Source organism: Archangium violaceum Cb vi76, assembly GCF_000733295.1.
GTDB classification, from domain to species: domain Bacteria; phylum Myxococcota; class Myxococcia; order Myxococcales; family Myxococcaceae; genus Archangium; species Archangium violaceum.
The window spans coordinates 1-24,689 of record NZ_JPMI01000236.1; the positions used below are offsets into that span (position 1 = coordinate 1).

Here is a 24,689-nt window from a genome sequence, read left to right on the forward strand (position 1 = left end):
TGCCCGTCCCTGTTCTTCAACCCACGGTCCCCAGTGTGGACAGGGGGTTCAACCCGGGATTCGAGGCACCCTCACCCCGTCCCTCTCCCGGAGGGCGAGGGGAAATTGGGGAGCTAGAAATCCAGGCTCCGGCCCGGCGGCACGAGCCACACCTTCTCGAGGAATCCTACCGCCCCCTGATCCGGGCCATGATGCTTCACCGTCGCGGTCTGCACGCCCGCCAACAGCGCGAGCGTCGCCAGTCCCGCGAGCAGCGGCGGCGTCGCCGCCCGGCCCGTTCCGCTCAGCCCCAGCCGCACGAAGACCCAGACCGCCAGGCCGAGCAGCAGGCACAGCAGCAGCACCCCAGCCTCTGGATTGGAGACGCCGAGGAGATTGAGCGCATTGGGAGGCTGATAGCCCGCCTTCAAGAGAGGCACGGCCAGTCCGAGGACCACGTTGGACACGTCATCGGGCACGTAGTTGACGAAGGTGGCCAGGCCCGTGAACACGATGGAGGCGGTGCACAGCGCCGCGGCCGCGCCCGCGAGCACCGGGTGGCCCGAGGTCCTCAGCCGCTCCAGCACCAGGGCCGCGGGCAGCAGCAGGAAGGGCACCAGCCCCGTCAGGTGGCGAGGCCCCGTCGTCCAGCCCCACGAGTCATACGAGAAGGAGGACGTGAAGTACGTGTACCCGGCGAGCAGCGCCACCACGAGCCACAGGTGCGCCCGCATCTCCCCATTGCCGCGGGCCTCGCGCCGCAGCACCCACATGCCCGGCAACGCGAGCAGCAGGAAGGGCGACAGGGTGAACAGCCCGCGCAGCGGCGAGAAGAAGGACAGGAAGAGGGCACGCGGGTCCGGGTAGCGGATGCCCAGGAAGCCTCCCAGGTGCCACGGCTGGTAGGCCGCGTCGTTGAGGTGCTTGTACCCGCTCTCCAGCGGGTGTCCGAAGGCCGCCTGGTGGTACAGCATCAGCCCCACCACGAAGGGCAGCGCCCCCAACGTCGCCAGCCCGGCGCCCCGGCCCAGGCGCACCCACCGCTCACGCAGGGGCTCCTCGCGCCACAGCACCGTCAGCACCGCGTACAGCAGCAGCCCCAGCACGCCCAGCGCGCCCGTGTACTCGGCGGCCACCGTGGCACCCGCGCAGGCTCCGGCGACCAGGTAGCCCCGCTCACGCCACTCGCCGCGCGCCAGCCGCCACAGCGCGTAGAAGCCGCCGAACAGCAACACCGCCGTCGTCTGGTGGCTCATGAAGAGCAGCGAGTAGCTGAACGCCAGCGAGCCCAGCCCGTACGTCACCGTCACCGCGTCCGCCACCGCCGCGGACACGTACGTCCCCAGGAAGCGGCGCACCAGCCACAGCATCCCCAGCGTGGGCAGCACCGTGAGGAAGAGCCGGCTGAAGAAGACGAGCGGTACCTCGCGCACCGCGTACAGGAAGCCGCCGCTCCACGCCCGCAGCACCGCGTACACGGGCACCGCGGCGAAGGACAACAACGGCGCCTTGGACGGGTAGTAGCGCCCGTCCTTCACCGACAGGTCGCCGACATGACCGAAGTCCTTCAACGCCCGGTTGATGTCCAGCGTCCCGTACTCCACCAGCGCCCGCGTCTGCCACAGGCGGCACAGTTCGTTGGGCGAGCGCAGACCCGGGTGGTACGGGAACAGCAGCACGTACAGCGCCACCAGCACCGCGTATCTCACAGCGCGTCGCTACCCCGTTCCCCCGTGCGGATGCGCACGGCCTCGTCCACCGGCAGGACGAAGATCTTCCCGTCTCCAATCTTCCCCTCGGAGCCCGAGCGGGCCGCGCGCACGATGGCGTCCACCACGCGCGTCACCATCTCGTCGTCCACCACCACCTCCACCTTCACCTTGGGCAGGAAGTCCACCACGTACTCGGCGCCCTTGTAGAGCTCCGTGTGACCCTTCTGCCGGCCGAAGCCCTTCACCTCCACCGCGGTCAGCCCGTGCACGCCCACCTCGTGGAGGGCGTCCTTCACGTCGTCCAGCTTGAACGGCTTGATGATGGCTTCGATCTTCTTCACCCGGCACCTCCAGTGGCGCGCGCCACCGCGAAGAGGCTCATTCCCACCGGCAGCTTCACCTGACTCTCGGCCTTCGCCAAGAGCGGAGCGATCCGGTCGTACACCTTGAGCTGCAGCTTCGGCACCGAGCGGCGGCGCATCACCCGGCTGTTCATGAACCAGCCCGGAATGCCCACCAGGTTCATCCACTCCAGCGTCTCCACCTCGAAGCCGTTGCCCTCCAGCACCTGGCGCAGGGCCTCGGGGGTGTAGCGCCGGTGGTGCCCCACCGCCTCGTCGATGGAGCCGAAGAGCTGCGGCAGCGCCGGCACCAGCACCACCACCTTGCCGCCCACGGGCAGAATCTGGCGGAAGCGGCGCACCGCCGAGGCATCGTCCGGAATGTGCTCCAGCACGTTGGACAGCACGATGGTGTCCAGCCGCTCGGCCTTGAGGGACTCCCAGTCGGCGAGAGCCACGTCCGACAGGTACGGGCGCACGTGCGGCCGGCCCCGGAACTTGTTCTTCAGCCGGTCCACGTAGAAGCGGTCCACCTCGAGCGCGATGAGCAGCTCCAGCCCCGGCTCCAGCTTCTCGGTGATGGTGCCGATGCCCGCGCCGATCTCCAGCACGCGCCGGCCCAGGTGCTCGCTGAAGCGCTGGCCCAGCCACGCGTTGTAGTTGTTGGCGCCGTCCATGCGCTCCAGCGTGGTGTAGCCCTCGTGCTGGTTGTCCGCGTCGTTCGCCACCGTGGCGTAGCGCATGAGCGTGCGCAGCCGCGCGAGCTGCGCGCCCAGCGGCCGGCGCGGCGCCGCGTCCAGCGTCACCGGCACTTCCGCAAGCCGGTAGAGCTGCGCCGACAGCTTCACGACGATCTCCGCGTCCACCGACTCGTCGTCGCTGGTGAGCGACACGGACTTGAGCGCCTCGGTGCGGAAGGCGCGCTGGCCGCAGAGCGGATCCTCCAGCGACACGTCCGTGACGAAGCGGGTGACGTGCCCCAGGGCCTTGTCCGCCAGTTGCTCCGCGTCCAGCTTCGGCACCCGCCGGCTGCCGAAGACGGCGTCCGCGGCGTCCTCGCGGATGGGCCGGCACAGCGCCTCGCAGGCCTCCAGCGAGTAGGCCGCGTCCGCGTCCTGCAGGACGGTGATGTCGCCCGTCACCCGGCCGAGCGCCGCCCGGATGGCCGCTCCCTTCCCGGACAGCCCGGAGAGCACGTGCACGTGGGGCCTGGAGGGCGCATCCACCGGCCCGTCCCCGGCGAGGATGACCTCGGTGCCGCGCGCGGCGAGGTTGTGGGCGAAGCGGGAGGCGTCCGCGGCGGACGCGGGGGTGAAGGGAATGACGAACGAGAGGGACTGGCTCACGCCCGGGTGACTACCACACGCCGGGCGTGGGTGCTCGTGCGCGTGTGCACCGCGTGGCAGGAGGGCTTGCGAGCGAGTCCGTGAAGATTGACCCCCCAGGCTCCCCGGGGCAGTCTGACCCGCTGTGGAAGAGACTTCGAACGAAGCCCCCGAGGCCCCCGAGCCGTCGCTGGACGTGATGCAATACGTCCACGCGGTCTGGCGCCGCAAGTGGCTCATCCTCGGCGTCATGGCCGTGGTGATGCTGGTGGGCCTGTTCCACACCCTTCGCCAGCCGAAAATCTACACGGCCAACACTTCGCTCATCATCGACGTCGCCGCGCCCCGGGTGCTCGACACCGAGGTGAAGGAGGTCATGGGCGACGAGCGCGGCAACTACTGGGCGAACAAGGAGTACTACCAGACACAGAGCGAGGTCATCACCTCGCGGGCGGTGTCGTCGCGGGTGGTGGACCGGCTGGGCCTGCGCAACGACGCGGCCTTCCTCGGGGTGGCGGGCATCCAGGACGAGGAGGCGCGCAAGAAGGCCATGGCCGCGGCGGACCCGGTGGCCATGGTGCGCTCGCGCATCACCGTCATTCCCTCGGCCAACTCGCGCGTGGTGCGCATCGCCGTGGAGGACGTGGACCCCAAGCGCGCGGCGCTGCTGGCCAACGAGGTCGCGGACGCCTACATCGCGGAGAACCTGGCCCTCCGGCTGAAGACGACCGAGGGCGCCAGCGTGTGGCTCGAGGAGCGCATGGGCGAGCTGGGCTCGCGCGCCGGCACCAGCGAGCTGGACCTGTACAAGTTCAAGCGCGGCGCGGACGTGCTGTCGCTGTCCGCCCCGGGCAAGGACGGGCAGCAGCAGCCGAGCACGGCGAAGCTGGCCTACGACAGCTACATGACGGAGCTCATCGCCGTGCGCACGAAGATGGCGGCGGTGCAGGCGCGGGTGGACGCCATGCGCCAGCTGCGCAAGAGCGCGAGCCCCGACGCGGAGCACTGGGCCGAGGGCCTCTCCGCGGCCAACGAGGGGGCGCTGAGAGACCTGCGCGACAAGGTGCTGGAGCAGCGCACCCAGTGCGTGGAGCTGTCCGAGCGCTACCTGCCGGAGCACCCGAAGATGCAGGAGTGCCAGGGGAAGCTGGCCGTGTTGCAGCAGGAGCTGCGGCGCAGCCTGGAGAACCTGGTGAAGGGCGCGGAGACGGACCTGGCGGCGGTCAAGGCCAACGAGCGCACGCTGCTGGAGCGGGTGGAGCAGGCCAAGGCCGAGGCCTTCGCGCTGACGGAGAAGGAGATCGCCTACCAGAAGCTGCGGCGCGAGGCGGAGAACGACCAGCGGCTGTACGAGATGGTCCTCAAGCGCTTCAAGGAGCTGGAGCTGTCGGGCCAGTTGCGCACCAGCAACGTGCGTGTGCTGGACGCGGCGCTGCCCAACCCGGTGCCGGTGCGGCCCAACACCCGCAGCGCCTTCATGCTCTTCTTCCTGCTGGGGCTGATGGGAGGCGTGGCGGTGGCGCTGGGCCTGGAGCTGCTCGACGCGAGCGTGGCCAGCCGCGCGGACGTGGAGGAGCGGCTGGGGCTGGCCTTCATCGGCGCCATGCCGCCGCTCAAGCCCGATGATGGGGGGCCGGCGGACCTGTACATCCACCGCCACCCGCGCTCGCAGGCGGCGGAGATGTGCCGGGCCATCCGCACCAACCTGCTCTTCATGTCGCCGGACAAGCCCTTCCGCACGGTGGTGGTGAGCTCGGCCGGGCCCTCCGAGGGCAAGTCCACCGTCGTCATCAACCTGGGCATGGTGATGGCGCAGACGGGCTCGCGCGTGCTGCTGATGGACACGGACATGCGCCGGCCGCGCCTGCACCGGGCCTTCGGCGTGCCCGACGACATGGGCGTCAGCTCGCTGGTGGTGGGCGAGGGCTCGCTGGAAGGCGCCATCAAGTCCACGGACGTGCCCAACCTCTTCGTGCTGCCCTGCGGGCCGCTGCCGCCCAACCCCGCGGAGCTGCTCCACACGCGCGCCTTCTCCGAGCTGCTCGGCAAGTTGCGCGAGCGCTTCGACTGCGTCCTGTTGGACAGCCCGCCGCTGGGGCCCGTGTCGGACGCGCTCGTCCTCTCCAAGCAGACGGACGGCATCCTGCTGGTGCTCAAGGCGGGCACCACCCAGCGCGAGCAGGCGAAGCGGGCCATCCGCTCGCTGCGCGACGTGAAGGCCCGTGTCATCGGCGCGCTGCTCAACCACGTGGACCTCAAGGGCGGCAGGTACGGCGGCGAGAGTTATGGCTATGGCTACCGGGGCTACGGCAACGAGCGGGACGAGCAGCGTTCCGCCTCCTGAGGAGGCCCGGTGATGAAGGTCCTCCAGCTGGGCAAGTACTACGCGCCCTACCGGGGCGGCATGGAGACGCACCTCTCGGGGCTGTGCGAGGAGCTCAAGGGCCGCGTGCGGCTGGAGGTGCTCGTCTCCAACACGGAGCCGCGCACCGTGCGCGAGGTGGTGCACGGCGTGCCCGTCACCCGCTGCGCCGAGCTGGTGAAGGTGGCCTCCACCTCGCTCAACCCCACGCTGCCACTGGAGCTGTCGCGGCGCCGGTACGAGTTGCTGCACATGCACTTCCCGCACCCCATGGCGGTGATGGGGTACCTGGGCAGTGTGCGGCCCCGGCGGCATGGGCTCGTCATCACCTACCACAGCGACGTGGTGCGCCAGAAACGGCTGCTCAAGGTGTACGGGCCCTTCATGCAGCGGGCGCTGGCGCGCGCGGACGCCATCCTGGTGGGCTCGCCCAACTACGTGGAGACGTCCGAGGCGCTGCGGCCGCACCGGGACCGGTGCCACGTGGTGCCCTTCGGCATCGACGTGTCGCGCTTCGTCCGCACGCCCGAGCGCGAGGCGGCGGCCTCGGCCGTGCGCGCCCGCTACGGTGGGGCTCCGCTGCTGATGGGGGTGGGGCGGCTCGTCTATTACAAGGGGTTCGACCACGCCATCCGCGCGCTGCGCGAGGTGGAGGGCGCGCACCTGTTGCTGGTGGGCGAGGGGCCGCTGCGCGCGGAGCTGGAGGCGCTGGCCCGTGCGTGCGGGGTGGCCGGGCGCGTGCACTTCCTCGGGAACCTGGGAGACGAGGAGCTGCTCGCGCTCTACTTCGCGTGTGATGCCTTCGTGTTGTCCTCCGTCACCCGCGCCGAGGCCTTCGCGCTGGTGCAGTTGGAGGCCCTGGCGTGTGGGCTGCCCGTCATCAACACCGCGCTGGACTCGGGGGTGCCCTTCGTCAGCCGTCACGAGGAGAGTGGCCTCACCGTGCCGCCGGGGGACGAGGCGGCACTGGCCGCGGCCATGCGGCGGATGCTGGCGCACCCGGAGCAGCGGCGGGCCTGGGGCGAGGCGGGCCGCGCGCGCGTGCTGGCCGAGTTCACCCAGGCCCGCATGGGCGAGCGCGTGCTCTCCATCTACCGGGAGGTCCTGGACGCGCGGAGGGCGAGGGGATGATCGGCCTCGTCCTGACGCTCCTGTCCATCGCCGGGGCGTGGCTGGCCACGCGGCGGAGCCTCGGCCACGGGCTGGGCGCGGTGCTGCTGGTGGGCTACTTCTACGGCATCCTCCGGGCCCGCTTCCCGGATGGGTTCTCGCACTTCATGTTCGACGGTGCCGTGGCGGGCCTCTACCTGGCCATCCTCCTGCGCCGGAAGCGGAAGATGCGCTACGGCCATGACGGCCAGGTGTTGCGGCTCTGGGTGCGCGTGTTGATGGTGTGGCCGCTGTTCACCATGGTGCTGTCGCCGCTCTTCGACTCACAGCACTTCTTCATCCAGTTGGTGGGCCTGCGCGTGGCCATCCTGCTGCTGCCATTGATTGCCATTGGCGCGCAGCTGACCGGGGAGGAGGTGGATTCCCTGGGCGATTGGGTGCTGGGGCTCAACCTCGTGGCCTTCCTCTTCGCGTTGCTGGAGTTGCGCCTGGGGGTGGAGGCGTTCTTCCCGCGCAACGCCGTCACCTATTTGATCTACATGTCCAATGACGTGGGCGCGGAGCGCGCGCTGCGCATCCCCGCCATCTTCAACACCGGGCACGCGTATGGGGGCACCATGCTGCTGTCGCTGCCGCTGCTGGTGCGCCGCTGGCAGCGCCGGCCCTCCAGCCGCGTCCTCACGGCGGTGGCGCTGGTGGCCAGCCTGCTGGGCATCTTCCTGTGCGCGGCGCGCAGCCCGGTGGTGCAACTCCTGGGCATCCTCGGGTTGGTGGTGCTCGTCGTGGGCCTGTCGTGGCGGATGCTGGCGAGCATCGCGGGGCTGGCGGTGGTGGTGGGCTTCATCGTCCTGAGCAGCCCCCGTTTCCAGCGCTTCCTCTCGCTGGAGGACACCGACTACGTCACCGAGCGCGTGTCCTGGAGCGTGAACACCAGCATGCTCGACGTCCTCACCCAGTACCCGCTGGGCAACGGGTTGGGCAGCGCGGGCGGGACGAGCATCCCCTTCTTCCTGATGGACCTCGCCAGGCCCCAGCACGGCCTGGAGAACGAGTTCGGCCGCATCGCGATGGAGCAGGGCCTCATCGGGCTGGTGCTGTGGGTGCTCTTCCTCGGCTGGCTCTTCACGCGGTTGCCGCCGCGCCGCAAGGGAGGCTCACTCGTGGCTGAGCGGATGATGTGGGCCACGGTGCTGGTGGTGTGGGGGACGGCCATCATCGGCACGGGCCTGCTCTCCTCCATTCCGGGCACCGCCCTGCTACTGTTGTGGATGGGCATCGTCGTGGGCACCCGGCGTCCCGCGCCCGTGGCCCGGGCCGTGGTCGTGAAGCCTTCGCCCCCGGCCCCGTCCGGAGGTCTGGCATTGGAGGCGAGGTAGACGGTGGGGACGTGGCTGCTGGTGACTGGAGACGTGGGGCGGCGCGGGGCGATGGACCGCGCGCATCTCGCGCTGGCCGAGTACCTCTCCCTCCGGGGTGACGAGGTGCACGTGGTGGCCCACTCCGCCTCCGAGGAGCTCCTGGCGCTGGCGGGCACGCACTGGCATGCCGCCCCCAAGCCCGCGGGCTCGGTGGCCCTGGGTTCTCCCGTGCTGGACGCCGTCGGCCGCCATTGGGCCCGCCGCCTGAGCACGCGGGGGGCTCGCGTGGTGGTGAATGGCGGCAACTGTCTCTGGGGCGACGTCAACTGGGTGCACTACGTCCACGCGGCGTACACGCCCGACTTCGAGGCCCGGGGCTGGCGCCCGTTCGCCCGGAGACTCGTCCACGAGGGCTACCTGCGCGCCGAGCGCGCCGCCTTCTCGCGGGCGCGTCTCTTCATCGCCAACTCCCACCGGACGGCGGAGGACCTGCGGCGCCTGGGCGTACCGGCCGGACGCATCCGCGTCGTCTACTGTGGCATCGAGGGCGAGCGCTTCCGTCCTCCCTCCGCTTCCGAGCGCGAGGCGGTGCGTGCCGGGCAGGGCTGGCGTCCGGAGCAGCCGGTGGTGGCCTTCGTGGGGGCGCTGGGGGACAGGCGCAAGGGTTTCGACACCGTCTACAAGGCCTGGGCGGAGCTGCACCGGAGGGGCACCTGGGACGGCGTGTTGGTGGTGATGGGGAGCGGGGCGGAGCTGCCGGCCTGGCGCGAGCGGGCGCGTGCCGAGGGACTTTCCTCCATCCATTTCCTCGGCTTCCGCACCGACGTGGCCCGTCTGCTGGCCGGGTGTGACGCGCTGGTGGCGCCCACGCGTTACGAGTCCTATGGGCTGGGCGTCGTCGAGGCGCTGTGCACGGGCCTGCCCGCCTTCGTCAGCCGCGGCGCGGGCGTGGCCGAGCGCTATCCGCCCGCGTTGCACCCGCTGCTGTTGGAGGACCCGGAGGATGCCCATGCGTTGGCCGAGGCGCTCGTGGGCTGGGCTTCCCGGCGCGAGTCCGTCCGTGCCGAGCTGCCCGCCGTCTCCGAGCCGCTGCGCCGTGAGGATTGGCGGTACATGGCCGAGCGGTTCGTCTCCTGTGTCGAGAGCGTCCCCCTGGGAGGAGTCCCGTGAGCGCGTCCGTCTCCGCCGGCCCCCGCCGCCGGTTGGTGTTCATCTGCGAGAGCGGCACCGATGTGCGGCTGGTGACGGGGCTGAAGCAGCGCTTCGAGCTGACGCTGTTGCTGCGTCCCGCCTTCGGGCCGCGCACCATCAACTGGAAGGACGAGGGCTCCGAGCCGGTCCGCATCATCGAAGGTCCGGCCGGGCGCGTGGCCTTCGCCGCGTTCGTGGGTGCGTGGCTCGTGCGCCACCGCGCGGAGCTGGATGCGGTGCTGGCGCAGAACGCGGGCGTGGCCGCGCTGGCCGCCAATGCCTGCCGGGGCCTCACGCGGGTGCCCACCTTCATGCTCATCTGCAGTCCCAACATCGCCTACTTCCATTGCCGCTATGAGCGGGGGGAGCTGGGGCTTCCGGCCTACCTCGCCGGGCGCACGTTGTTGGAGGCGGCACGCGCCGGCAACGCGCTGCTGGGCCACCGCTACCTCGTCCTCAGTGACTACCTGGGCGGACAGGTGTCCTACGGACGGAGGGAGAAGGTGCGCGTGGTGCCGCTGTACGGCGTGGACACCTCGCGCTTCCGGCCGGTGCCTCCCGAGGAGAAGCGGCGGCTGCGCGTGAGGCTCGGCCTGCCCGAGGAGGGCTTCCTCATCTTCTTCTCCAGCCGCGTGGCTCCGGAGAAGGACACCGAGTCGCTCCTGGATGCCTGCGCCCTGTTGAAGGCCTCGGGACGTTCCTTCTGGATGCTCAACCTGAGCGGTGGACACCAGCGGTTGAAGCAGCTCGCGCTCGAGCGGGGCCTGGGAGACCGCACCCTCACCCGTGACGCGGTGGACCCCGTGCACGAGCTGCCCGCGTACTACCAGGCCTCGGACGTGTGCGCGCAGGTGTCGCTGGAGGAGGGGCTCGGCTTCTCTCCGCTCGAGGCGCTGGCGTGTGAGGTGCCCGTGGTGGCCACCGCCGTGGGCGGGCTGCGGGAGACGATCCACGATGGGGAGACGGGTCTCAGCGTTCCGGTGCGCGCCCCTCGCGCGCTCGCCGACGCCCTGGCCCGCGTCATGGACGAGCCCGAGCATTTCCTCGCCCTGGCCCGTCAGGGACGGCGGATGGTTCGGGAGCGTTTCGAGGCCTCGCGCTGCTTCGACGGCTTCGCCGCGCTGGTCGAGGAAGAGCTCGCTTCCCGGCGGTGAGTTCCCGCCCATACGCGGCGTATGGGAAATCCCTCCCCCCCCTTCTTTGACAGGAAGCTGTCCGCTTTTCTAAACAAAGCGCGTCTTGTTCCTGAAAGGACTCGTCATGCGATTGCTGAAGCTTGGCGCGAGTGTGCTCGCGCTCGTTGTGGTGGCTTGTGGTGGGGGAACCTTCACTGTGGAGCCGCAGGAGGCGGGCACGCTGCAACTGCCGCTGACCTCGACGACCCCGAGCGGCACGGTGTACCGGTTGGTGGGCGCGACGTTCAACATCACCGGGACGCAGACTGTCACCGTCACGGACACGGCGGCGGACACGGTTCAGGTGCCGCTCCAGGCCGGCTCCTACACCATCCAGCTCGCCAGCGGCTGGACGATGGAGCGCGCGGATGCGCCCGGAACGCCCGTGCCGGCCACGCTGCTGTCTCCCAACCCCCTGACCTTCACCGTGAAGAAGGACGTGGCGACCCAGGTGCGCTTCATGTTCAAGCTGCCCGGGGATGGCACCGCGGACGTGGGCATCCACGTGGACAGCGGCGGGTGGCTCGCCGGAACCATCCGTGTCGAGGTGAGCAATGGCTCGGGGCCCGACGTGGACCCCTACGGCGAGCTGGTGGGCAAGGACGTGCCCTTCCTCATCAGCTTCGAGTCGTTCTCGACCGGCCGGGATGGTTTTGGGGTGACAACCGTGCACACCAGCCCCGTCACCGTCCAGTTCGGAGGGATTCCTTCCGAGCACCTGGAGCGCGTCGCCGCGTCCCTGGAGGGCTCGATGTTCTCCTTCACCTTGCTGCGGTCTGGGAGTGGCATGGTGGATTTCGGCGGTGGGCGCATCGAAAATCTCGAGGCCGACATCCGGTTCGAGCTGTACCCGGGCTCGTTCCCCTTCACGGGGCTGATGGACGCCGAGGGCTATCCTCTCTTCCGGCCCTTCGAGACCGGGAGCCCCGCGAATCTCTGGGATGCCTCCATCGGCTTCGCGGGCACGTCGGTCGTGAACGCCGCTCCCTGAAGCTCCTCGCGGTCCGCGGCGTCCTTCGGCCGGAGTCAACGGCTGGAGGACGCCGCGAGCCGTTGGTAGGTGTCGAGGATGGTGCGCGCGTGGTTCGTCCAGGAGTAGCCGCGCCCGCGGGCGATGCGCTGGCTCCGGGCCGCGCCGGGCTCCGGTGACTCCACCAGCCCGTGCACCGCCTCCGTCCAGGCGCCCACGTCTCCCACGGGCGCGTAGCGGATGGCGTCTCCGCCCACCTCGCGCAGCACGGGCAGCTCGCTCGCCACCACGGGCGTCCCGCAGGCCATGGCCTCGATGACGGGGAGTCCGAAGCCCTCGGCCTCGCTCGTCACCAGCACCGCCCGCGCCTTCCGGTACAGCCCCGCGAGGGTCGCCCTGTCCAGCTTCGGAGGTTGGAGCAGCGCGTCCCCGATGCCGAGCCGCGCCACCTGGGCCCGCCGCGCGTCGTCGAGCTCCGCCCCCTGCTGCACCAGGCGCAGCTCCGGGTGCCGGCGGCGCAGTGCGGCGAAAACCTCGAGGAGCACGTCCAGGCGCTTGCGCGGAATCCCACTGCCCACGTGCAACACGTAGGGGCGGCCGCCGAGTGGACGCAGCACCTCGTCGCTGGTGTCTCCGGGGAGCGGCTCGGGCCCGTATTCGGACGAGACGCCCAGCGGGGCGTGCACCAGCCGCTCCGGAGGCACCACGCCGTGACGGAGCAACTCGTCGCGCACCGCGAGGGTGCCGTGGAACACCACCGCCGCCCGTTGCAGCCCCTTCAGCGCGGCCCACGCCATGGCCCGGAACCACGCCGGCCGTGGCTCCCGCCAGGGCTCCAGGATGCTGCGGAAGGCATCCAGGTCATGGCAGTACACGCCCGCGCGCCCGGGCGGCAGCGTGTGCACGAGCTGCGCGTACGTATGATCCACCACGTGCCAGGCGTCCTGGCCACGTGTGCGCAACGCCACCCGGGCCGGGTAGGTGAGGAAGCGCGTCAGCACCCGGTCCACGTTGATTGCTTCCCGGCGCTCGCGCAGCACGGGCAGCCGCCGCGCCACGGGGACCAGCTTCGGCCGCACCGACGTCACCCACACCCTGTCCGCCAACGGGCCGTGGAACTGCTCGTGCAGCGCCTCGCCCGCGAGATCCATGCTCGGCCAGCCCTCGTCGAGCGGGTCCATCAGCAACGCCAGACGCAAGGGACTGCTGGTGTCGCTCATGTGTCCTCCACCCCGCGCGCGCGGACGCGGTTCCACAGCACGTCCAGCGTATGCGCGAGCGAGAAGTTCTCCACGTAGAAATCGGCCGCGCGCCGGCCCAGGGAGGGCCAGGAGCCGGGGGTTGACAGCAGGGCCTCGGCCGTCTCGAGGACGGAGGCGGCCGTGGGCTCGGGCGCCAGGGCGAGCGCGCCGGAGTCCCGCCAGGGTGCTTCGGTGGCGGGGCCCGCGTTGGACACCAGCGGCACGCCCAGCCCCAACCCGGCCATGGCGCTGCCCCGGCGCGTGCTGAGCCCATCGGGGAAGGGCTGCACGAGCACGTCGCAGGCCTTCAACGTGGCGGCGAGCTCGTCCCCGGGCAGGCCTCCCAGTGCCCGCACGCGTCCGGCGAGCTCCGGGTGGCGGCCGGTGAGTCGCGTGGCGAAGTGCATGCTGCCCCGGCCCGCCAGTACCACCCGGCGGCGTGCGTCCTGGTGGAGCAGCGCGGGCAGCACCTCCTCCAACAGTCCCGTGATGAGCGCTCCATACGTCCCCAGGTGGCCGATGAGCACGGTGTCCGGGCTGGGGCGTAACGCGGCGCGGCGGGACTCCACGGCGCTCAGGGGGGGTTGTGTGGGCAGGTTGCTCGGCACGGGCAGCCATTCGATGGGCACGCGGCGAGGGGGCGCGTGGAGGAGCCTGTTCCACCACGGCGTGGAGACGAAGACCCGGTCCGCCCGTGCCAGGACGAGCGCCGCCATGGCCCGGGTGACGGCACCCAGCACGTTGTGGCGCCACGGCAGCTTCCAGCCCCAGGGGAAGCAGACCTCGTGGAAGAACATCCACACCTCGTCCTCCCGGCGCCGCGCGAGCCACAGCGCGAAGGGGACGTTCATCGCCTTGTAGCCGAAGGCGTGGGGCACGTACTGCACCACCAGCCGTTTCGGACCGGGCAGCCGCTCCAGCTCCTGCTCCAGCCGCTTCAGGCCGCGCACCCCGTAGCCCTCGGGCAGCCGGTGCACGGTGACGCCCTCGGGGGCCAGCGTCTCCCGTGGGTCGCCCGGGGCCCAGACATGGACGGCACAGCCCTCGCGCGCGAGCCCCTCGGCCACCTGCCACGTGTAGTCGCTCACCCCGCCGGGCCGTGGGGGGAACTCGCCGGTGAGCAGGTGCCAGGAGACGCCGAGTGCGTCCGCGTATCCCCCGCTCATGCCCGCCCTCCCAGCACCCGCGCGTAGACGTCCTGGACCTGGGCGGCGTAGCGCTCGCGGGTGAAGCGTGCGAGCACCGAACGCCGTGCTTCCTGTCCCAGCCGCGCGCGCAGCTCCGGCTCGCGGACGAGCCGTGCCATCGCTCCGGCGAGCCCCTCCACGTCCCCGGGGGTGAAGGCCAGGGCGTCATGTCCGGGACGAACGAGCTCCGCGGCTCCGCCCGCCGCGGACACCACCACCGCCCGGGCGCAGGACATGGCCTCGACGATGGTCATCCCGAAGGGCTCCGGCCGGGTGCTGGCGTGCACCACCCCGTCGAGCGCCCGGTAGATGGGGGCGGGCTCGGACTGGAAGGGGATGAAGCCCACGTGCGCCTCCAGGCCCAGCGCGTGCGCGGTGGCGCGCAACTCCGCCTCCGCGTACTGCGAGCCGGGCGTGCGGTACACGGGGCTGCCCACCACGTAGAAGCGCACCGCGTGCGAGGGGTGCAGGGCCCGCAGGCGCGCCGCCGCCTGGAGGAACACCTCCTGTCCCTTCCAGCGCGCGTAGGTGGCCACCAGGCCGAGCCGCACCGTGTCCTCGGGCGCCGGGGGCAGGCCCGCGAGCGTGTCGAGCCATCCACCGCTGGCGGGGCCGGGAGAGAAGCGCTCCGTGTCCACGCCGTTGTGAACCGGGTGCACGGGGACGCGGCCGAGCACGTGCCGGGCGTCCTCCGCCACCGCCGCCGAGTTGGCGATGGCCGCCGCCGCGCGCACCCCGGCCAGACGCAGCACGCGCCGCAGCAGGGGCCGCTCGCCGAGGAAGTCATGGAGGTGCCACACCACGGGGGCGCCCGGGGCGCAGAGGGCGGAGAGCAGGTGCGTCTTGAGGCCGTTGGAGTGGACGAGGGTGGGACGGAAGCGCCGCAGGGCGCGTTGCAGGGCGAGCAGGTGGGCCGCCGCGGCCGGAGTGGCGCGGGCCAGGGTGGTGCCGAAGCGCAGGGAGCGCCCGGCTCCCGCGCCGCGCAGTTGCGAGTCCCCCAACGAGGCGAGCGCGGCGGACAGGGGCAGGGCGAGCGTTTCCACCCCCAGGGCCCGGGCCTGCTCCGTCAGCGGCCCCTCCGCTCCGGCGATGAGGCCGAGCCAGGGGGCCTCGGGTGCACGGCGCAGGCAGTCCAGCAGGTCCAGGAGCGTCCGTTCCGCTCCACCCACCACCCCCACCGGACTGAGGAAGAGCAACCGCACCCGGCGGAACCCACCAGAGGTGGACCGGCCAGGTCAAGGCGCCGATTCGTCCATGCCGGGTGGGGAACAGGCCCGGGGTACCGCCTGGCCGCCCGGGAGGCGGGGGCTCCGGCGTCATTCCAGACGGAGTGGGCGCACTCCCGCGCGGGCGATGGCAGGATGGGGCGTCCTTCTGGGGCGTCCTTCTTATGAGCCGAACACGCCGCTATCTCCGTGGCATGGGGGTGGGTTACGCCTACCAGCTCCTCACCATGGGGGTCGGGCTCTTCCTGACCCGATTCCTGCTGGAGCGCCTCGGCTCCGAGCAGTACGGCCTGTGGCTCGTCGGCTTCCAGCTGCTCAACTGGCTGTTGCTGCTGGACGTGGGCGTCATCGCCCTGGTGCCCCGGGAGGTCGCCAGCGCCACGGGCCGCGCGGACGGCCCCGAGGCCACGCCGCGTCTGGTGGGCTTCACCCTGCGGCTGGCGCTGATGCAGTCGCTGCTCGTCGGAGCGGCGGCGCTCGGCCTGTGGTGGCTCCTGCCCGCGGACTGGGAGGCCTTGCGCCCGGCCCTGGGTCCCACGCTGTTCGCGTTCGTCCTCCTCTATCCCCTGCGCATGCTGTCCGCGCTCCTCGAGGGCCTGCAGGACCTGGCCTGGCTCTCCGTCGCGCAGATGGTGGGCTGGGTGGTGGGCACGGGCACCACGGTGGGGCTGGTGCTGCTCGGCCATGGCGTGGTGTCGCTCGCGTGGGGGTGGATCGTCCAGCAACTGCTCCAGGCGGCGCTGGCGGGCGTGCGGCTCGTGTGGCGCCACCGGCACGTGCTGCCCCGGCGGCTGCCCCGGCTCGAGCGCGCCGAGGTGCTCGGCTGGCTGCGCCGGGGCGCGTGGGTCACCGTCAACCAGCTGGCCACCGTGCTCCTCACCGGCACGGACCTGCTGCTGGTGGGCAAGCTGCTCGGCCCCGAGGCCACCGTCGCCTACGCGTGCACGTCCAAGGCGGTGTCCATCCTCATCCACCAGCCGCGCATGCTGGTGAACGCCGCGCTGCCCGGCCTCAGCCAGATGCGGACGGGCGAGTCCCGTGAGCGCCTGTTGCAGGTATGCACCAGCCTCGTGCAGGCCTCGCTGCTCATCAGTGGCCTGCTCACCACCGGCGTGGTGGCCGCCAATGGCGCCTTCGTGGGCTGGTGGGTGGGCCCGGACAAGTACCTGGGGCTCGGCGTCTCCGGGCTCATCGCCCTCAACATGCTGCTGCGTCACTGGAGCGGCGCCACCGCCATGGCCACCTTCGCCTTCGGGGACGAGCGCCGCATCGCCCTCACCTCGTTGGCGGATGGGGTGGTGGCCCTCGGGGTGGGCTCGGTGGGCCTGTGGCTCCTCGGCTTCATCGGCGCGCCGCTCGGGACGCTCGCGGGCCTGGTGCTGGTGAGCCTCCCGGGCCACCTGCGCGCGCTCGCGCGTCACTCCGGTGTGTCCCCGCGACAGATGCTCCGGCCGCTCTTCCCCTGGTTCTGGCGCACCGGGGTGACGCTGGTGCTCGCCACGCTGTTGTCGCTCGCGTGGGCCCCGGGGCACCTGGTGGGCTTCCTCACGGTGGGCATCGCCTCCGCGCTGTTGTACGGATTCCTGGTGGGCCCCGTGGCCTTCGTCGCGCCGCTGGAGTCCTACGTGCGGCCCCGGTGGAACGCGCTCACCGCGCGCCTGTCTCCCTCCAAACCCCCCGGGACGGTATGAGCCACGGTTCGCGCATCCTCCTCGTCGCGCGGCACCGCGCCGTGGTGGGCGGAGTGGAGTCCCACCTGCGCACGCTGCTGCCGCTCCTCCAGGCCCGGGGCCACTCCGTCGCGCTCCTCGTCGAGCACGACGCCGCTCCCGGGCAGGCGCGCCTCGACGAGGGGCTCGGCATTCCCGTGTGGAGCACCGCCGCGCTCGGGCGCCAGGGGGCTCTCGAGGCCGTGGCGGCATGGCGGCCCGAGCGCGTCTACCAGCACGGCGTGCAGGATCTCCGCCTGGAGGAGTCGCTGTTGGAGCGCTACCCGGCGCTGCTCTTCCTCCATGCGTATTACGGCACGTGCATCAGCGGGATGAAGCGCCATGCCTTCCCCCGGCCCGTGCCCTGCCAGCGCGTGCTCGGCCCCGGGTGCCTCGTGCACTACCTGCCGCGCCGCTGTGGGGGACGCAGCCCGCTCACCGCCCTGCGCGAGTACCGCTACCAGCAGCGCCGCCTCGCGCTCGCCCGCCGCTACGGCACGGTGCTGGTGGGCAGCCGGGCCATGCGCGAGGAGTACCTGCGGCATGGGCTCTCCGCCTCCCAGGTGGTGTGTGTGCCGCTCTTCGGAGATGGGGCGCCGGACCCCGGGCCTCCCGCGCCACGGCCCCCCTCCGGCCAGGTGTTGATGGTGGGGCGGCTCACGGAGCTGAAGGGCGGGGTGGAGCTGGTGCGCGCGCTGCCCGGGGCCCGTGAGGCGCTGGGCCGCGAGCTGGAGCTGGTGGTGGCCGGGGATGGACCGGAGCGCCCGCGCATGGAGTCGGAGGCGGCGGTGCGGCGCGTGCCGGTGCGCTTCGTGGGCTGGGTGGACCGGGCGGAGCGGGAGGTGTTGATGCGGCGGGCGGACCTGCTCGCGGTGCCCAGCGTCTGGCCCGAGCCCTTCGGCATGGTGGGCGTGGAGGCGGGCGGCGTGGGTCTTCCCTCGGTGGCCTTCGCGGTGGGCGGCATCCCCGACTGGTGCGAGCCGGGCGTGTCCGGTGAGCTGGCGCCGGGAAACCCGCCCACGTCCGAGGGCCTCACGGGTGCCATCGTCCGGGCGCTCGCCGACGCGGGCCATCATGCACGGTTGCGCGAGGGCGCCTGGCACATGGCCCGGCGCTTCGATGCCGACGCCCACGTCAACGCGCTGTGCGAGCGTCTCAAGGCACCCGGGCGGTGACGAGCATCTGGGTGCACAGCCGCTCGCGCGCGGCGGGGCCCATGCGCCGCACCCACGTGTCGAGCGCGAGGTACACCCGCCCCAGCGCTGGCCGCGAGGGCAGCAGGCGCACCCCGGCGTGTCCCGAGAGGAAGGGCGTCACCGACAGCTCGATGTCCACCTGGGTGAAGCCGGCCGCGCGGCACAGCCGCTCCAGCTCCTCGGCCGTATAGAGGAAGAGGTGTCCGTCCGCGTCGGGCTTGAACTGCTGGGATTCGAGCGCGGTGAAGTCCTCCACCTGCGAGTGCGTGGGCAGCTTCGAGCGGAAGTACGCGCCGTTGGGCGTCGTCAGCATCAGCGTCCCACCGGGCCGGAGGAAGCGGCGCAGGTGGGCGAGCATCCGGTCTCCATGGGCCACGTGCTCGATGACCTCGCACGCCAGCACCAGGTCGAACGTGCCCAGCCGCTCCGGGTCGAGCGCGAAGAAGTCACCGGCCTCCCATCGCAGCCGCTCCCCGGTGGTCCACGCGCCGAAGAGCTCCCGCGTGGGTTGCAGGTCATTGGCGACGACTTCCCGCCCCTCCTCGTACAGGCACGCCGCGGTGAAGCCACCACCGGTGGCGATCTCCAGCACGCGCTCCGGCCGCAGCGCGCGCGCCTTGCGCAGCGTGTCCAGCACGCGGTAGCGGCCATGGGCCTCGTACGAGGGAGGCCAGGCCGGGTGGTGTTGCCACGCGTCGTCCCGCACCACGGGATGGTTCGGGCTCGTGCGCCCCAGGGCGGAGAACCCCCGTGCGCACACCGTCAGGTACACCTGCTCGAACTCTCGCGTCAGCACGCCCAGCAGGTGGTCTCGAGACGTCGGCGTCGTCATGAGGCTCGAGGATACCTGCTCCGGTACCCAACCGAGTAGCCGTGCGCCCCCCTCCAGGGCGGAGCGAGGCTTTCATGGTGCTCGCGCGGGCGGAGCGGATATGGCAGGACGGACAGGGTCAGCTCCCGTATGCGCTCCCTCCTCTCCGCCGTCCGCGACAACGCCAGCGCCGTCCAGAAGCGGCTCGTCCCCCTGCTCGAGGGCCGGCCCCGTCTGGCCTACGTGGGCGGCCACGGCGCCCACAACCTCGGCGATGATGCGCTCTTCGAGGCCGCGCAGCAGGCGCTCGACGGGTACCACGTCGCCACCTTCCGCTTTCCTCCCCAGGAGCGGCGTCTGGCGCGGCTGGGGTTGTCCGGCGCGCGGTACTTCCAGCAGTTCATCCTCGGTGGGGGGACGTTCATCAACGCGTATGGGTTGCCCGTCGCGCGGACCGCGCTCGAGATGGGCCTGCCCGCCTGGACGTTGGGCACGGGGGTGGGCAGTGCCGGCTTCCACATGAAGGCCCGGCCGGAGCTGCTGGAGTGGCGCGCGCTGCTGCGGGACTTCCGGGCCGTGGGCGTGCGAGGCCCCCTCTCGAAGGCCACGCTCGATGAGCTGGGCGTTCCCCATGTGGAGGTGATTGGCGATCTCGCCCTGGTGTCCACGCGAGAGCGTGCCGAGCCGCCCGCGCTCCCGCGCCGGTTCGCCGTCAACATCATCTACACGACGCCCGGCGAGCCCGAGGGCTACCCGGATGAGCGGCTGGAGGGGCTGGAGCGCGCCATCCGTCACTTCGTGGCACAGGGCTGGGAGCCCGTCTTCGTGGCCATGCACGCGTGGGATGTCCAGAGCCTGCGCCGTCTGGCGGCCAGGGTCGGACAGGAGGGCATCGTCATCCACGAGCCCAGGACGGCCGAGGCGTACATGCGGCTCGTCGCTCCGTGCACCCTCACGCTCGCGGTGCGTCTGCACGCCGCGGTGCTCTCGTGCTGCGCGGGCACGCCCGTGCTCATGCTGGGCTACCGGGAGAAGTGCCTCGACTTCATGGCCTCGCTGGGGCTGGAGCACTGGCACGTGGACCTGTGCGTGCCGGAGCAGGACATCTTCTCTCGCGCGCTGGAGCTGGCCGGGCAGGCGGATGGCCTGCGCGAGCCCCTCCTGGCGCGGGCCCTGGAACGGCGGCGGAGCATCCAGGAGTATGTTCGCAAGCTGCTCACTCCCCCTTGAGGTGGCTTGAGCCCTCCCAGGGGGGACGCCTATAAGCCGCCTCATGCGGATGACCTGGTGGATGAAGGCGCTCCAGCGCCGGGTGGTGATTCCCGTCCTCTCCCGGACGCGCCCCGAGGTACAGGTCCGGGTCCAGGACTTCCAGATGAAGGTGGACCTCCGGGATGAGATCGTCGGCACCCTGCTCTACGTCGAGGGGGACTACGAGCCCGAGTTCCGCCGCCTGTTGGAGCACCTGGAGCTGGAAGGTGGGGTGTGCCTGGACATCGGCGCCAACATCGGCCTGCACACGCTGACGCTGAGCCGGCGGGTGGGGCCGCGAGGCAAGGTCATCTCCTTCGAGCCGGAGCAGCACAACCACGAGCTGCTGCGGGAGAACCTGCGCCTCAACCACGCGGAGAACGTGGACGCGCGCCACATGGCGGTGGGGAACCGGATGGGCTCGGTGCGCATGGCGCTCCACCCCTACAACTATGGGGACCATCGCGTGGCGGGGGAGGGCACGGGCGGCACGGGGCAGGAGGTGCCGCTCACGACCGTGGACGAGGCGGTGAAGGACATCCCCGATGGGGCCATCCGCCTGGTGAAGATCGACGTCCAGGGCTACGAGCACAACGTGCTCCAGGGCATGCGGCGGACGGTGGAGCGCAACCCCGGCATGGTGCTCCTCGTGGAGGTGTTTCCCGAGGCGCTCCAGCAGGCCGGCTCTTCCGCTTCCAAGCTGGTGCAGGCCCTGGTGGACATGGGCTTCGATGGTTGGGAGATCCACCAGCGCCGGCTGATTCCCCTGGGCAAGCCGTGGGTCTACGACCACATGTGGAACAACTGCGAGGCGAACCTCGTGCTCTCGCGCGACACCGAGCGGCTGAATCAGGTGGTGGGCGCGAGCTTCGGCCGCACGCTGCCCTGAGGAGACGCGCTCCGCTCAGGGGGTGACGGACTCGAACCACGTGCGCAGCCGGGCCAGCGGGTCCGCCGCCACGTGGGCCTCGACGGCGGCGCGTGCCCGCGCTCCCATGTGTGGCAGCTCGGCGCGGCGGCGGAGCGCGTCCTCCAGCGCCGAGGCGAGTGCGTGCGGTTGTCCGGCGGGAACGACCCAGCCCGTGCGGCCGGGCTCGACCCAGGCGGCGGCGCCACACTGGTCCGTCACGACGACGGGCAGCCCGCACGCCATGGCCTCGCCCACCACGAGCCCGAAGCCGTCCTCCAGCGAGGGCAGCACGAAGAGCTCGGAGCGCTGGTAGACGGGGCGCGGGTCTCCCGGCGTCGCCTCCACCTGGAGGCCCTGGCGCTCGCGCTGGAAGAGGCGCCGCGACACGCGGTCTCCCGTGGCGCCCACGATGTGGAGCTGGACGCGCCCGGCGCCCACCCGCCGCACCGCGCGCAGCAGGTGGTGGAAGCCCTTGCGCACGTCCAGCGAGCCGACGAAGCACACGCGCAGCGGCCCCTCGGCGGCGGGCCGCGTGGGCGGAGGCTGGAAGCGCTCCAGGTCGATGGGCAGCTCGATGACGGTGACCTTGCCCTCGGGCACGCCGTGGCGGACGAGGGAGTCACGGGACCAGGGCGAGGAGACGCGGATGGCGTTGGCGAGCGCGTACTCGCGTTGGATGCGGCGCACGGCGGCGGGGGTGGGGTGTCCCAGGTGGGGGCGGAGGGCCTGACGCCACGTCTCGCGGACGTAGACGTCCCGGAAGCCGGCGATGTGCCCGTTGGGATTGTCGACGACACAGGGCACGCCCGCGCGCCGGGCCCACTCGAGGGACTCGAGCCCCACCTGCGTGAAGGTGTACAGCCGTGAGGGCCGCAGGTGCTCCAGGCGGGCCGCGGCCCACCGTCCGAGGTGCTCGTCCAGGTGGAGCTGGAGCGCTCCGGTGAGCCAGCGGTAGGGAGTCCAGCGCCGCACCGCCGCGAGCAGGGAGCGAGGAGGCGTGTGCCAGACGACGCCCGGGAGAGAGGCCAGCCGGGCGTCGGTGGGAGGAGGCCCGAGCACATGCAGCGGCGCGCCCGGGCCGGAGAGCGCGCGCAGCAGGGACGCCGCGTGGACGCCCATGCCTCCCGCGCCCGCCGCGGCACCACTGACGAGCGCGGTGCTCGGTGTGTGTGTGCTTCCGCCGTGCATCCGCTCCCCTTACCCAATTCCACTCCGGTGCGACAGGACGGGGACGAGGCGTGTGCGTTATCGGCCGCTGGCTTCTCCAGCATGCAGGCAACAGAAGGGTGGTACCGGAGGACATTGACGCTCCGCGCCAGCCCCGCCACCATGCGCGGCCCTGGGGGTGGAGGTCGAGAGATGATTACCTATCTGGTGGCCTTCCTCGTCGCGCTGATGGTGGCGTTGGTGCTGACGCTGGTGGTGCGCAACCGCGCGCTGGCGTGGGGCCTGCTGGACCAGGCCAACTCCAGCCGCAAGGTGCACGTGCGGCCCATCCCCCGCCTGGGGGGCATTGGCATCGTGGGCGGCTTCTTCGCGCCCCTGTGCGCGCTCTTCCTGGTGGACTCGGGGGTGGGTCAACACTTCCGCTTCCACACGGAGCTGGTGTGGGGCCTGTTCGCGGGCGGGCTGGGAATCGCGGCGCTGGGCCTCTACGACGACCTGCGCGGCGCGGGCGCGAAGCTGAAGTTCAGCGTGCAGCTCTTGTTGGCCCTGGGACTGTACTGGCTCGGCTTCCGCATCGAGCTGATCGCCAACCCCTTCGGGCCGCCGGTGCCGCTGGGGCTGCTGAGCCTGCCCTTCACGCTGCTGTGGGTGGTGGGCGTCATCAACGCGCTCAACCTGATTGACGGGCTGGACGGGCTGGCGGGCGGAGTGGCCTTCTTCGGGGTGGGCACCAACTTCATCCTCGCGCTGAGCCGGGGCGACGTGCTGCTGTGCCTGGTGATGGCGGCGCTGGCGGGGGCCATCCTCGGCTTCCTCGTCTTCAACTTCAACCCGGCCTCCATCTTCATGGGGGACACGGGCAGCATGTTCCTGGGCTTCGTGCTGGCGGCCGTCTCCATCAAGACGAGCGCCAAGAGCGGCACGGCGGTGGCCATGCTGGTGCCGGTGATGGCGCTGGGCCTGCCCATCATGGACACCCTGCTGGCCATGGTGCGGCGCACGGTGCTCGGCCGGCCCATGTTCAGCGCGGACCGAGAGCACATCCACCACCGGATGATGAGCCGCATGGTGCTCAGCCACCGCGGGGCGGTGCTGGTGCTCTACGCCCTGTGCGCGCTCTTCACGCTGACGGCGCTCGGCCTGCACTGGGCCAACACCGCGCAGAGCGCCATGCTGCTCACGGGCATGGCGGTGGTGGTGGCGGTGCTGATGCGCAAGCTGGGCTACCTGGACCTGCGGAACGCCGGTGACATGGGGGCGGCGCGGCGCAAGAACATCCGCCTGCGCTCGCTGGTGAAGGACGTGACGGACGCGGTGCGCGCTGGCAACGGGATGAGGGAGCTCTGGGACGCGGTGCGCCCGCTGGCGGGCGCGCTCGACGCCTCCCGTCTGGAATTGCGCCTCGAGCGCCAGCGTGAGGGCAACCGGGATGGCCTCACCTTCGAGACCCATCGGCCCGCGGGCCCGGCGTTGCCGCTGGCGGTGGCCCTGGAGGTGAAGAACGGGGACGAGACGCTCGGCCGCCTCATGATTGCCTGGAGTGACGGGCGCTCGGAGATCAACCGGGACGAGGAGCTGGCGTTGGAGCTGGTGGCGGACGCGGTGGGAGACCGGGCGGCGAAGCTGCTGGCGCGGGCGGACGCGGATCCGCAGCGCGTGGTGGCGCTGCGCCGGTGAGCGGCGAGGGCGCGGGAGGGCTGTTGGAGGTGCTCCGGGCCTGGCCCGAGGCGCCGCGTGGTGCCGTGCCCACGGACGTGGAGGCCCTGGCGCACGCGGCGGCGCGGCATGGGCTCGCGGGCTTCGTGCAGCACGCATGGGGGCGCTCGGGGTGGACGCTGGGCGAGCCGGCGCGCACGAACCTGCGCCGCGAGGCCCTGGCCCAGGCGGCCCGGGGCATGCGGGTGAAGGCGCTGCTGGTGCGGAGCCTGGACGCGCTGGCCGCGGTGGGGGTGGTGCCGGTGCTGCTCAAGGGGTACGGGCTGGGCCTGCGCCTGTACCCGGAGCCGTTGCAGCGGGCCACCACGGATGTGGATCTGCTGGTGGCGGACGCGGAAGTGGGAGTGGCGTCGGGGGCCCTGGTGGGACTGGGGTTGAGGCCGCTCGGCGAGGCGGCGGCGGCACATGCGCGGGAGCACGAGCACCACCTGACGTTCACCGGTGCGGCGGGGATGGTGGAGCTGCACTTCCGCGCGCTGGTGGGGTACGGCCAGACGCTGGAGGCGGAGGCGCTGCTGGCGCGCGCGGAGGAGGGGGTGCTGGAGGGCCGGCGCGTGCGTTACCTGTGCGCGGAGGACGAGCTCGTGTACCTGGCGATCCACGCGAGCAACCACCTGTTGCAGCGGCTGGCGTGGCTGTTCGATTTGAAGTTACGGGTACTGGCGAGCCCGGGGCTGGACTGGAAACGGGTGGTGGAGGTGGCGAGGGGGACGGCCTTTCCGCACCTGGCCTGGTACGCGCTGGAGGCGGCG

Annotated in this window: 20 protein-coding genes; 12 read left to right on the forward strand and 8 right to left on the reverse strand. The window is 71.6% G+C overall.

Features of this window, described 5'->3' with window-relative positions:
- Positions 1-113 precede the first annotated feature (113 nt).
- The 3 genes from Q664_RS32945 to Q664_RS32955 are packed head-to-tail and all read right to left on the reverse strand — an operon-like array spanning position 114 to position 3,378.
- The gene (locus Q664_RS32945; RefSeq protein WP_052518968.1) at positions 114-1,688 is read right to left on the reverse strand and encodes a hypothetical protein; all 1,575 of its coding nucleotides are present in this window, start codon (positions 1,686-1,688) and stop codon (positions 114-116) included.
- Positions 1,685-2,032: a P-II family nitrogen regulator gene (locus tag Q664_RS32950; RefSeq protein WP_043404635.1), complete on the reverse strand. Its 348-nt coding sequence runs from the start codon at positions 2,030-2,032 to the stop codon at positions 1,685-1,687. Before Q664_RS32950 ends, Q664_RS32945 begins: the two co-directional genes overlap by 4 nt.
- Positions 2,029-3,378: a bifunctional glycosyltransferase/class I SAM-dependent methyltransferase gene (locus Q664_RS32955; protein WP_043404638.1), complete on the reverse strand. Its 1,350-nt coding sequence runs from the start codon at positions 3,376-3,378 to the stop codon at positions 2,029-2,031. Before Q664_RS32955 ends, Q664_RS32950 begins: the two co-directional genes overlap by 4 nt.
- 124 nt (positions 3,379-3,502) lie before the next feature.
- Between Q664_RS32955 and Q664_RS32960 the strand changes: the two genes are divergently transcribed.
- From Q664_RS32960 to Q664_RS32985, 6 genes are all read left to right on the forward strand, one after another.
- Positions 3,503-5,701 carry a GumC family protein gene (locus Q664_RS32960; RefSeq protein WP_235216971.1) on the forward strand — a complete coding sequence of 733 codons (2,199 nt, stop codon included), beginning with the start codon at positions 3,503-3,505 and terminating at the stop codon, positions 5,699-5,701.
- Between the two features lie 12 nt (positions 5,702-5,713).
- A complete protein-coding gene (locus tag Q664_RS32965) occupies positions 5,714-6,850 on the forward strand; it encodes a glycosyltransferase (RefSeq protein ID WP_043404645.1) in 1,137 nt (378 codons plus the stop codon).
- Complete coding sequence (locus Q664_RS32970) at positions 6,847-8,205, forward strand: O-antigen ligase family protein (protein ID WP_043404648.1); 1,359 nt, start codon at positions 6,847-6,849, stop codon at positions 8,203-8,205. The genes Q664_RS32965 and Q664_RS32970 overlap by 4 nt, the downstream gene beginning before the upstream one ends.
- Before the next feature lie 3 nt (positions 8,206-8,208).
- Entirely contained in the window at positions 8,209-9,357 is a 1,149-nt protein-coding gene (locus Q664_RS32975; protein WP_043404650.1) for a glycosyltransferase family 4 protein, read from the forward strand.
- Positions 9,354-10,532, forward strand: coding sequence for a glycosyltransferase (locus Q664_RS52985; RefSeq protein ID WP_052518970.1), 1,179 nt, complete (start codon positions 9,354-9,356; stop codon positions 10,530-10,532). Before Q664_RS32975 ends, Q664_RS52985 begins: the two co-directional genes overlap by 4 nt.
- 106 nt (positions 10,533-10,638) lie before the next feature.
- Positions 10,639-11,544 carry a hypothetical protein gene (locus Q664_RS32985; RefSeq protein WP_152622472.1) on the forward strand — a complete coding sequence of 302 codons (906 nt, stop codon included), beginning with the start codon at positions 10,639-10,641 and terminating at the stop codon, positions 11,542-11,544.
- Between the two features lie 35 nt (positions 11,545-11,579).
- Here Q664_RS32985 and Q664_RS32990 read toward each other — a convergent pair whose 3' ends face one another.
- The 3 genes from Q664_RS32990 to Q664_RS33000 are packed head-to-tail and all read right to left on the reverse strand — an operon-like array spanning position 11,580 to position 15,153.
- Positions 11,580-12,743, reverse strand: coding sequence for a glycosyltransferase family 4 protein (locus Q664_RS32990; protein ID WP_043404652.1), 1,164 nt, complete (start codon positions 12,741-12,743; stop codon positions 11,580-11,582).
- Positions 12,740-13,930 carry a glycosyltransferase family 4 protein gene (locus Q664_RS32995; protein ID WP_043404654.1) on the reverse strand — a complete coding sequence of 397 codons (1,191 nt, stop codon included), beginning with the start codon at positions 13,928-13,930 and terminating at the stop codon, positions 12,740-12,742. Before Q664_RS32995 ends, Q664_RS32990 begins: the two co-directional genes overlap by 4 nt.
- Positions 13,927-15,153 (reverse strand): glycosyltransferase family 4 protein, encoded by a 1,227-nt coding sequence (locus tag Q664_RS33000; RefSeq protein ID WP_043404656.1) that lies wholly within the window; start codon positions 15,151-15,153, stop codon positions 13,927-13,929. The genes Q664_RS32995 and Q664_RS33000 overlap by 4 nt, the downstream gene beginning before the upstream one ends.
- A 188-nt stretch (positions 15,154-15,341) precedes the next feature.
- On the opposite strand from Q664_RS33000, the gene Q664_RS33005 reads away from it, so the two are divergent.
- Positions 15,342-16,868 (forward strand): lipopolysaccharide biosynthesis protein, encoded by a 1,527-nt coding sequence (locus Q664_RS33005; RefSeq protein WP_075207572.1) that lies wholly within the window; start codon positions 15,342-15,344, stop codon positions 16,866-16,868.
- On the forward strand, positions 16,865-18,061 hold the full coding sequence (locus Q664_RS56700) for a glycosyltransferase family 4 protein (protein WP_043404661.1): 1,197 nt from the start codon (positions 16,865-16,867) through the stop codon (positions 18,059-18,061). Before Q664_RS33005 ends, Q664_RS56700 begins: the two co-directional genes overlap by 4 nt.
- Here the strand turns inward: Q664_RS56700 and Q664_RS52990 are convergent.
- Positions 18,042-18,914 (reverse strand): class I SAM-dependent methyltransferase, encoded by an 873-nt coding sequence (locus Q664_RS52990; RefSeq protein ID WP_052518972.1) that lies wholly within the window; start codon positions 18,912-18,914, stop codon positions 18,042-18,044. The genes Q664_RS56700 and Q664_RS52990 overlap by 20 nt on opposite strands.
- 129 nt (positions 18,915-19,043) lie before the next feature.
- Here Q664_RS52990 and Q664_RS33020 point away from each other — a divergent pair, with 129 nt between their 5' ends.
- Positions 19,044-20,123, forward strand: a complete 1,080-nt coding sequence (locus Q664_RS33020) for a polysaccharide pyruvyl transferase family protein (RefSeq protein WP_043404665.1) — start codon at positions 19,044-19,046, stop codon at positions 20,121-20,123.
- 43 nt (positions 20,124-20,166) lie between these two features.
- A complete protein-coding gene (locus Q664_RS33025; RefSeq protein ID WP_043404667.1) occupies positions 20,167-21,033 on the forward strand; it encodes an FkbM family methyltransferase in 867 nt (288 codons plus the stop codon).
- Positions 21,034-21,048: 15 nt separating this feature from the next.
- Here Q664_RS33025 and Q664_RS33030 read toward each other — a convergent pair whose 3' ends face one another.
- Entirely contained in the window at positions 21,049-22,242 is a 1,194-nt protein-coding gene (locus tag Q664_RS33030; protein ID WP_043404670.1) for a glycosyltransferase family 4 protein, read from the reverse strand.
- Positions 22,243-22,413: 171 nt separating this feature from the next.
- On the opposite strand from Q664_RS33030, the gene Q664_RS33035 reads away from it, so the two are divergent.
- Complete coding sequence (locus tag Q664_RS33035) at positions 22,414-23,898, forward strand: MraY family glycosyltransferase (protein WP_043404673.1); 1,485 nt, start codon at positions 22,414-22,416, stop codon at positions 23,896-23,898.
- On the forward strand, positions 23,895-24,689 hold a 795-nt coding region (locus Q664_RS33040), incomplete at its 3' end, for a nucleotidyltransferase family protein (RefSeq protein ID WP_200883800.1). The genes Q664_RS33035 and Q664_RS33040, both read left to right, overlap by 4 nt.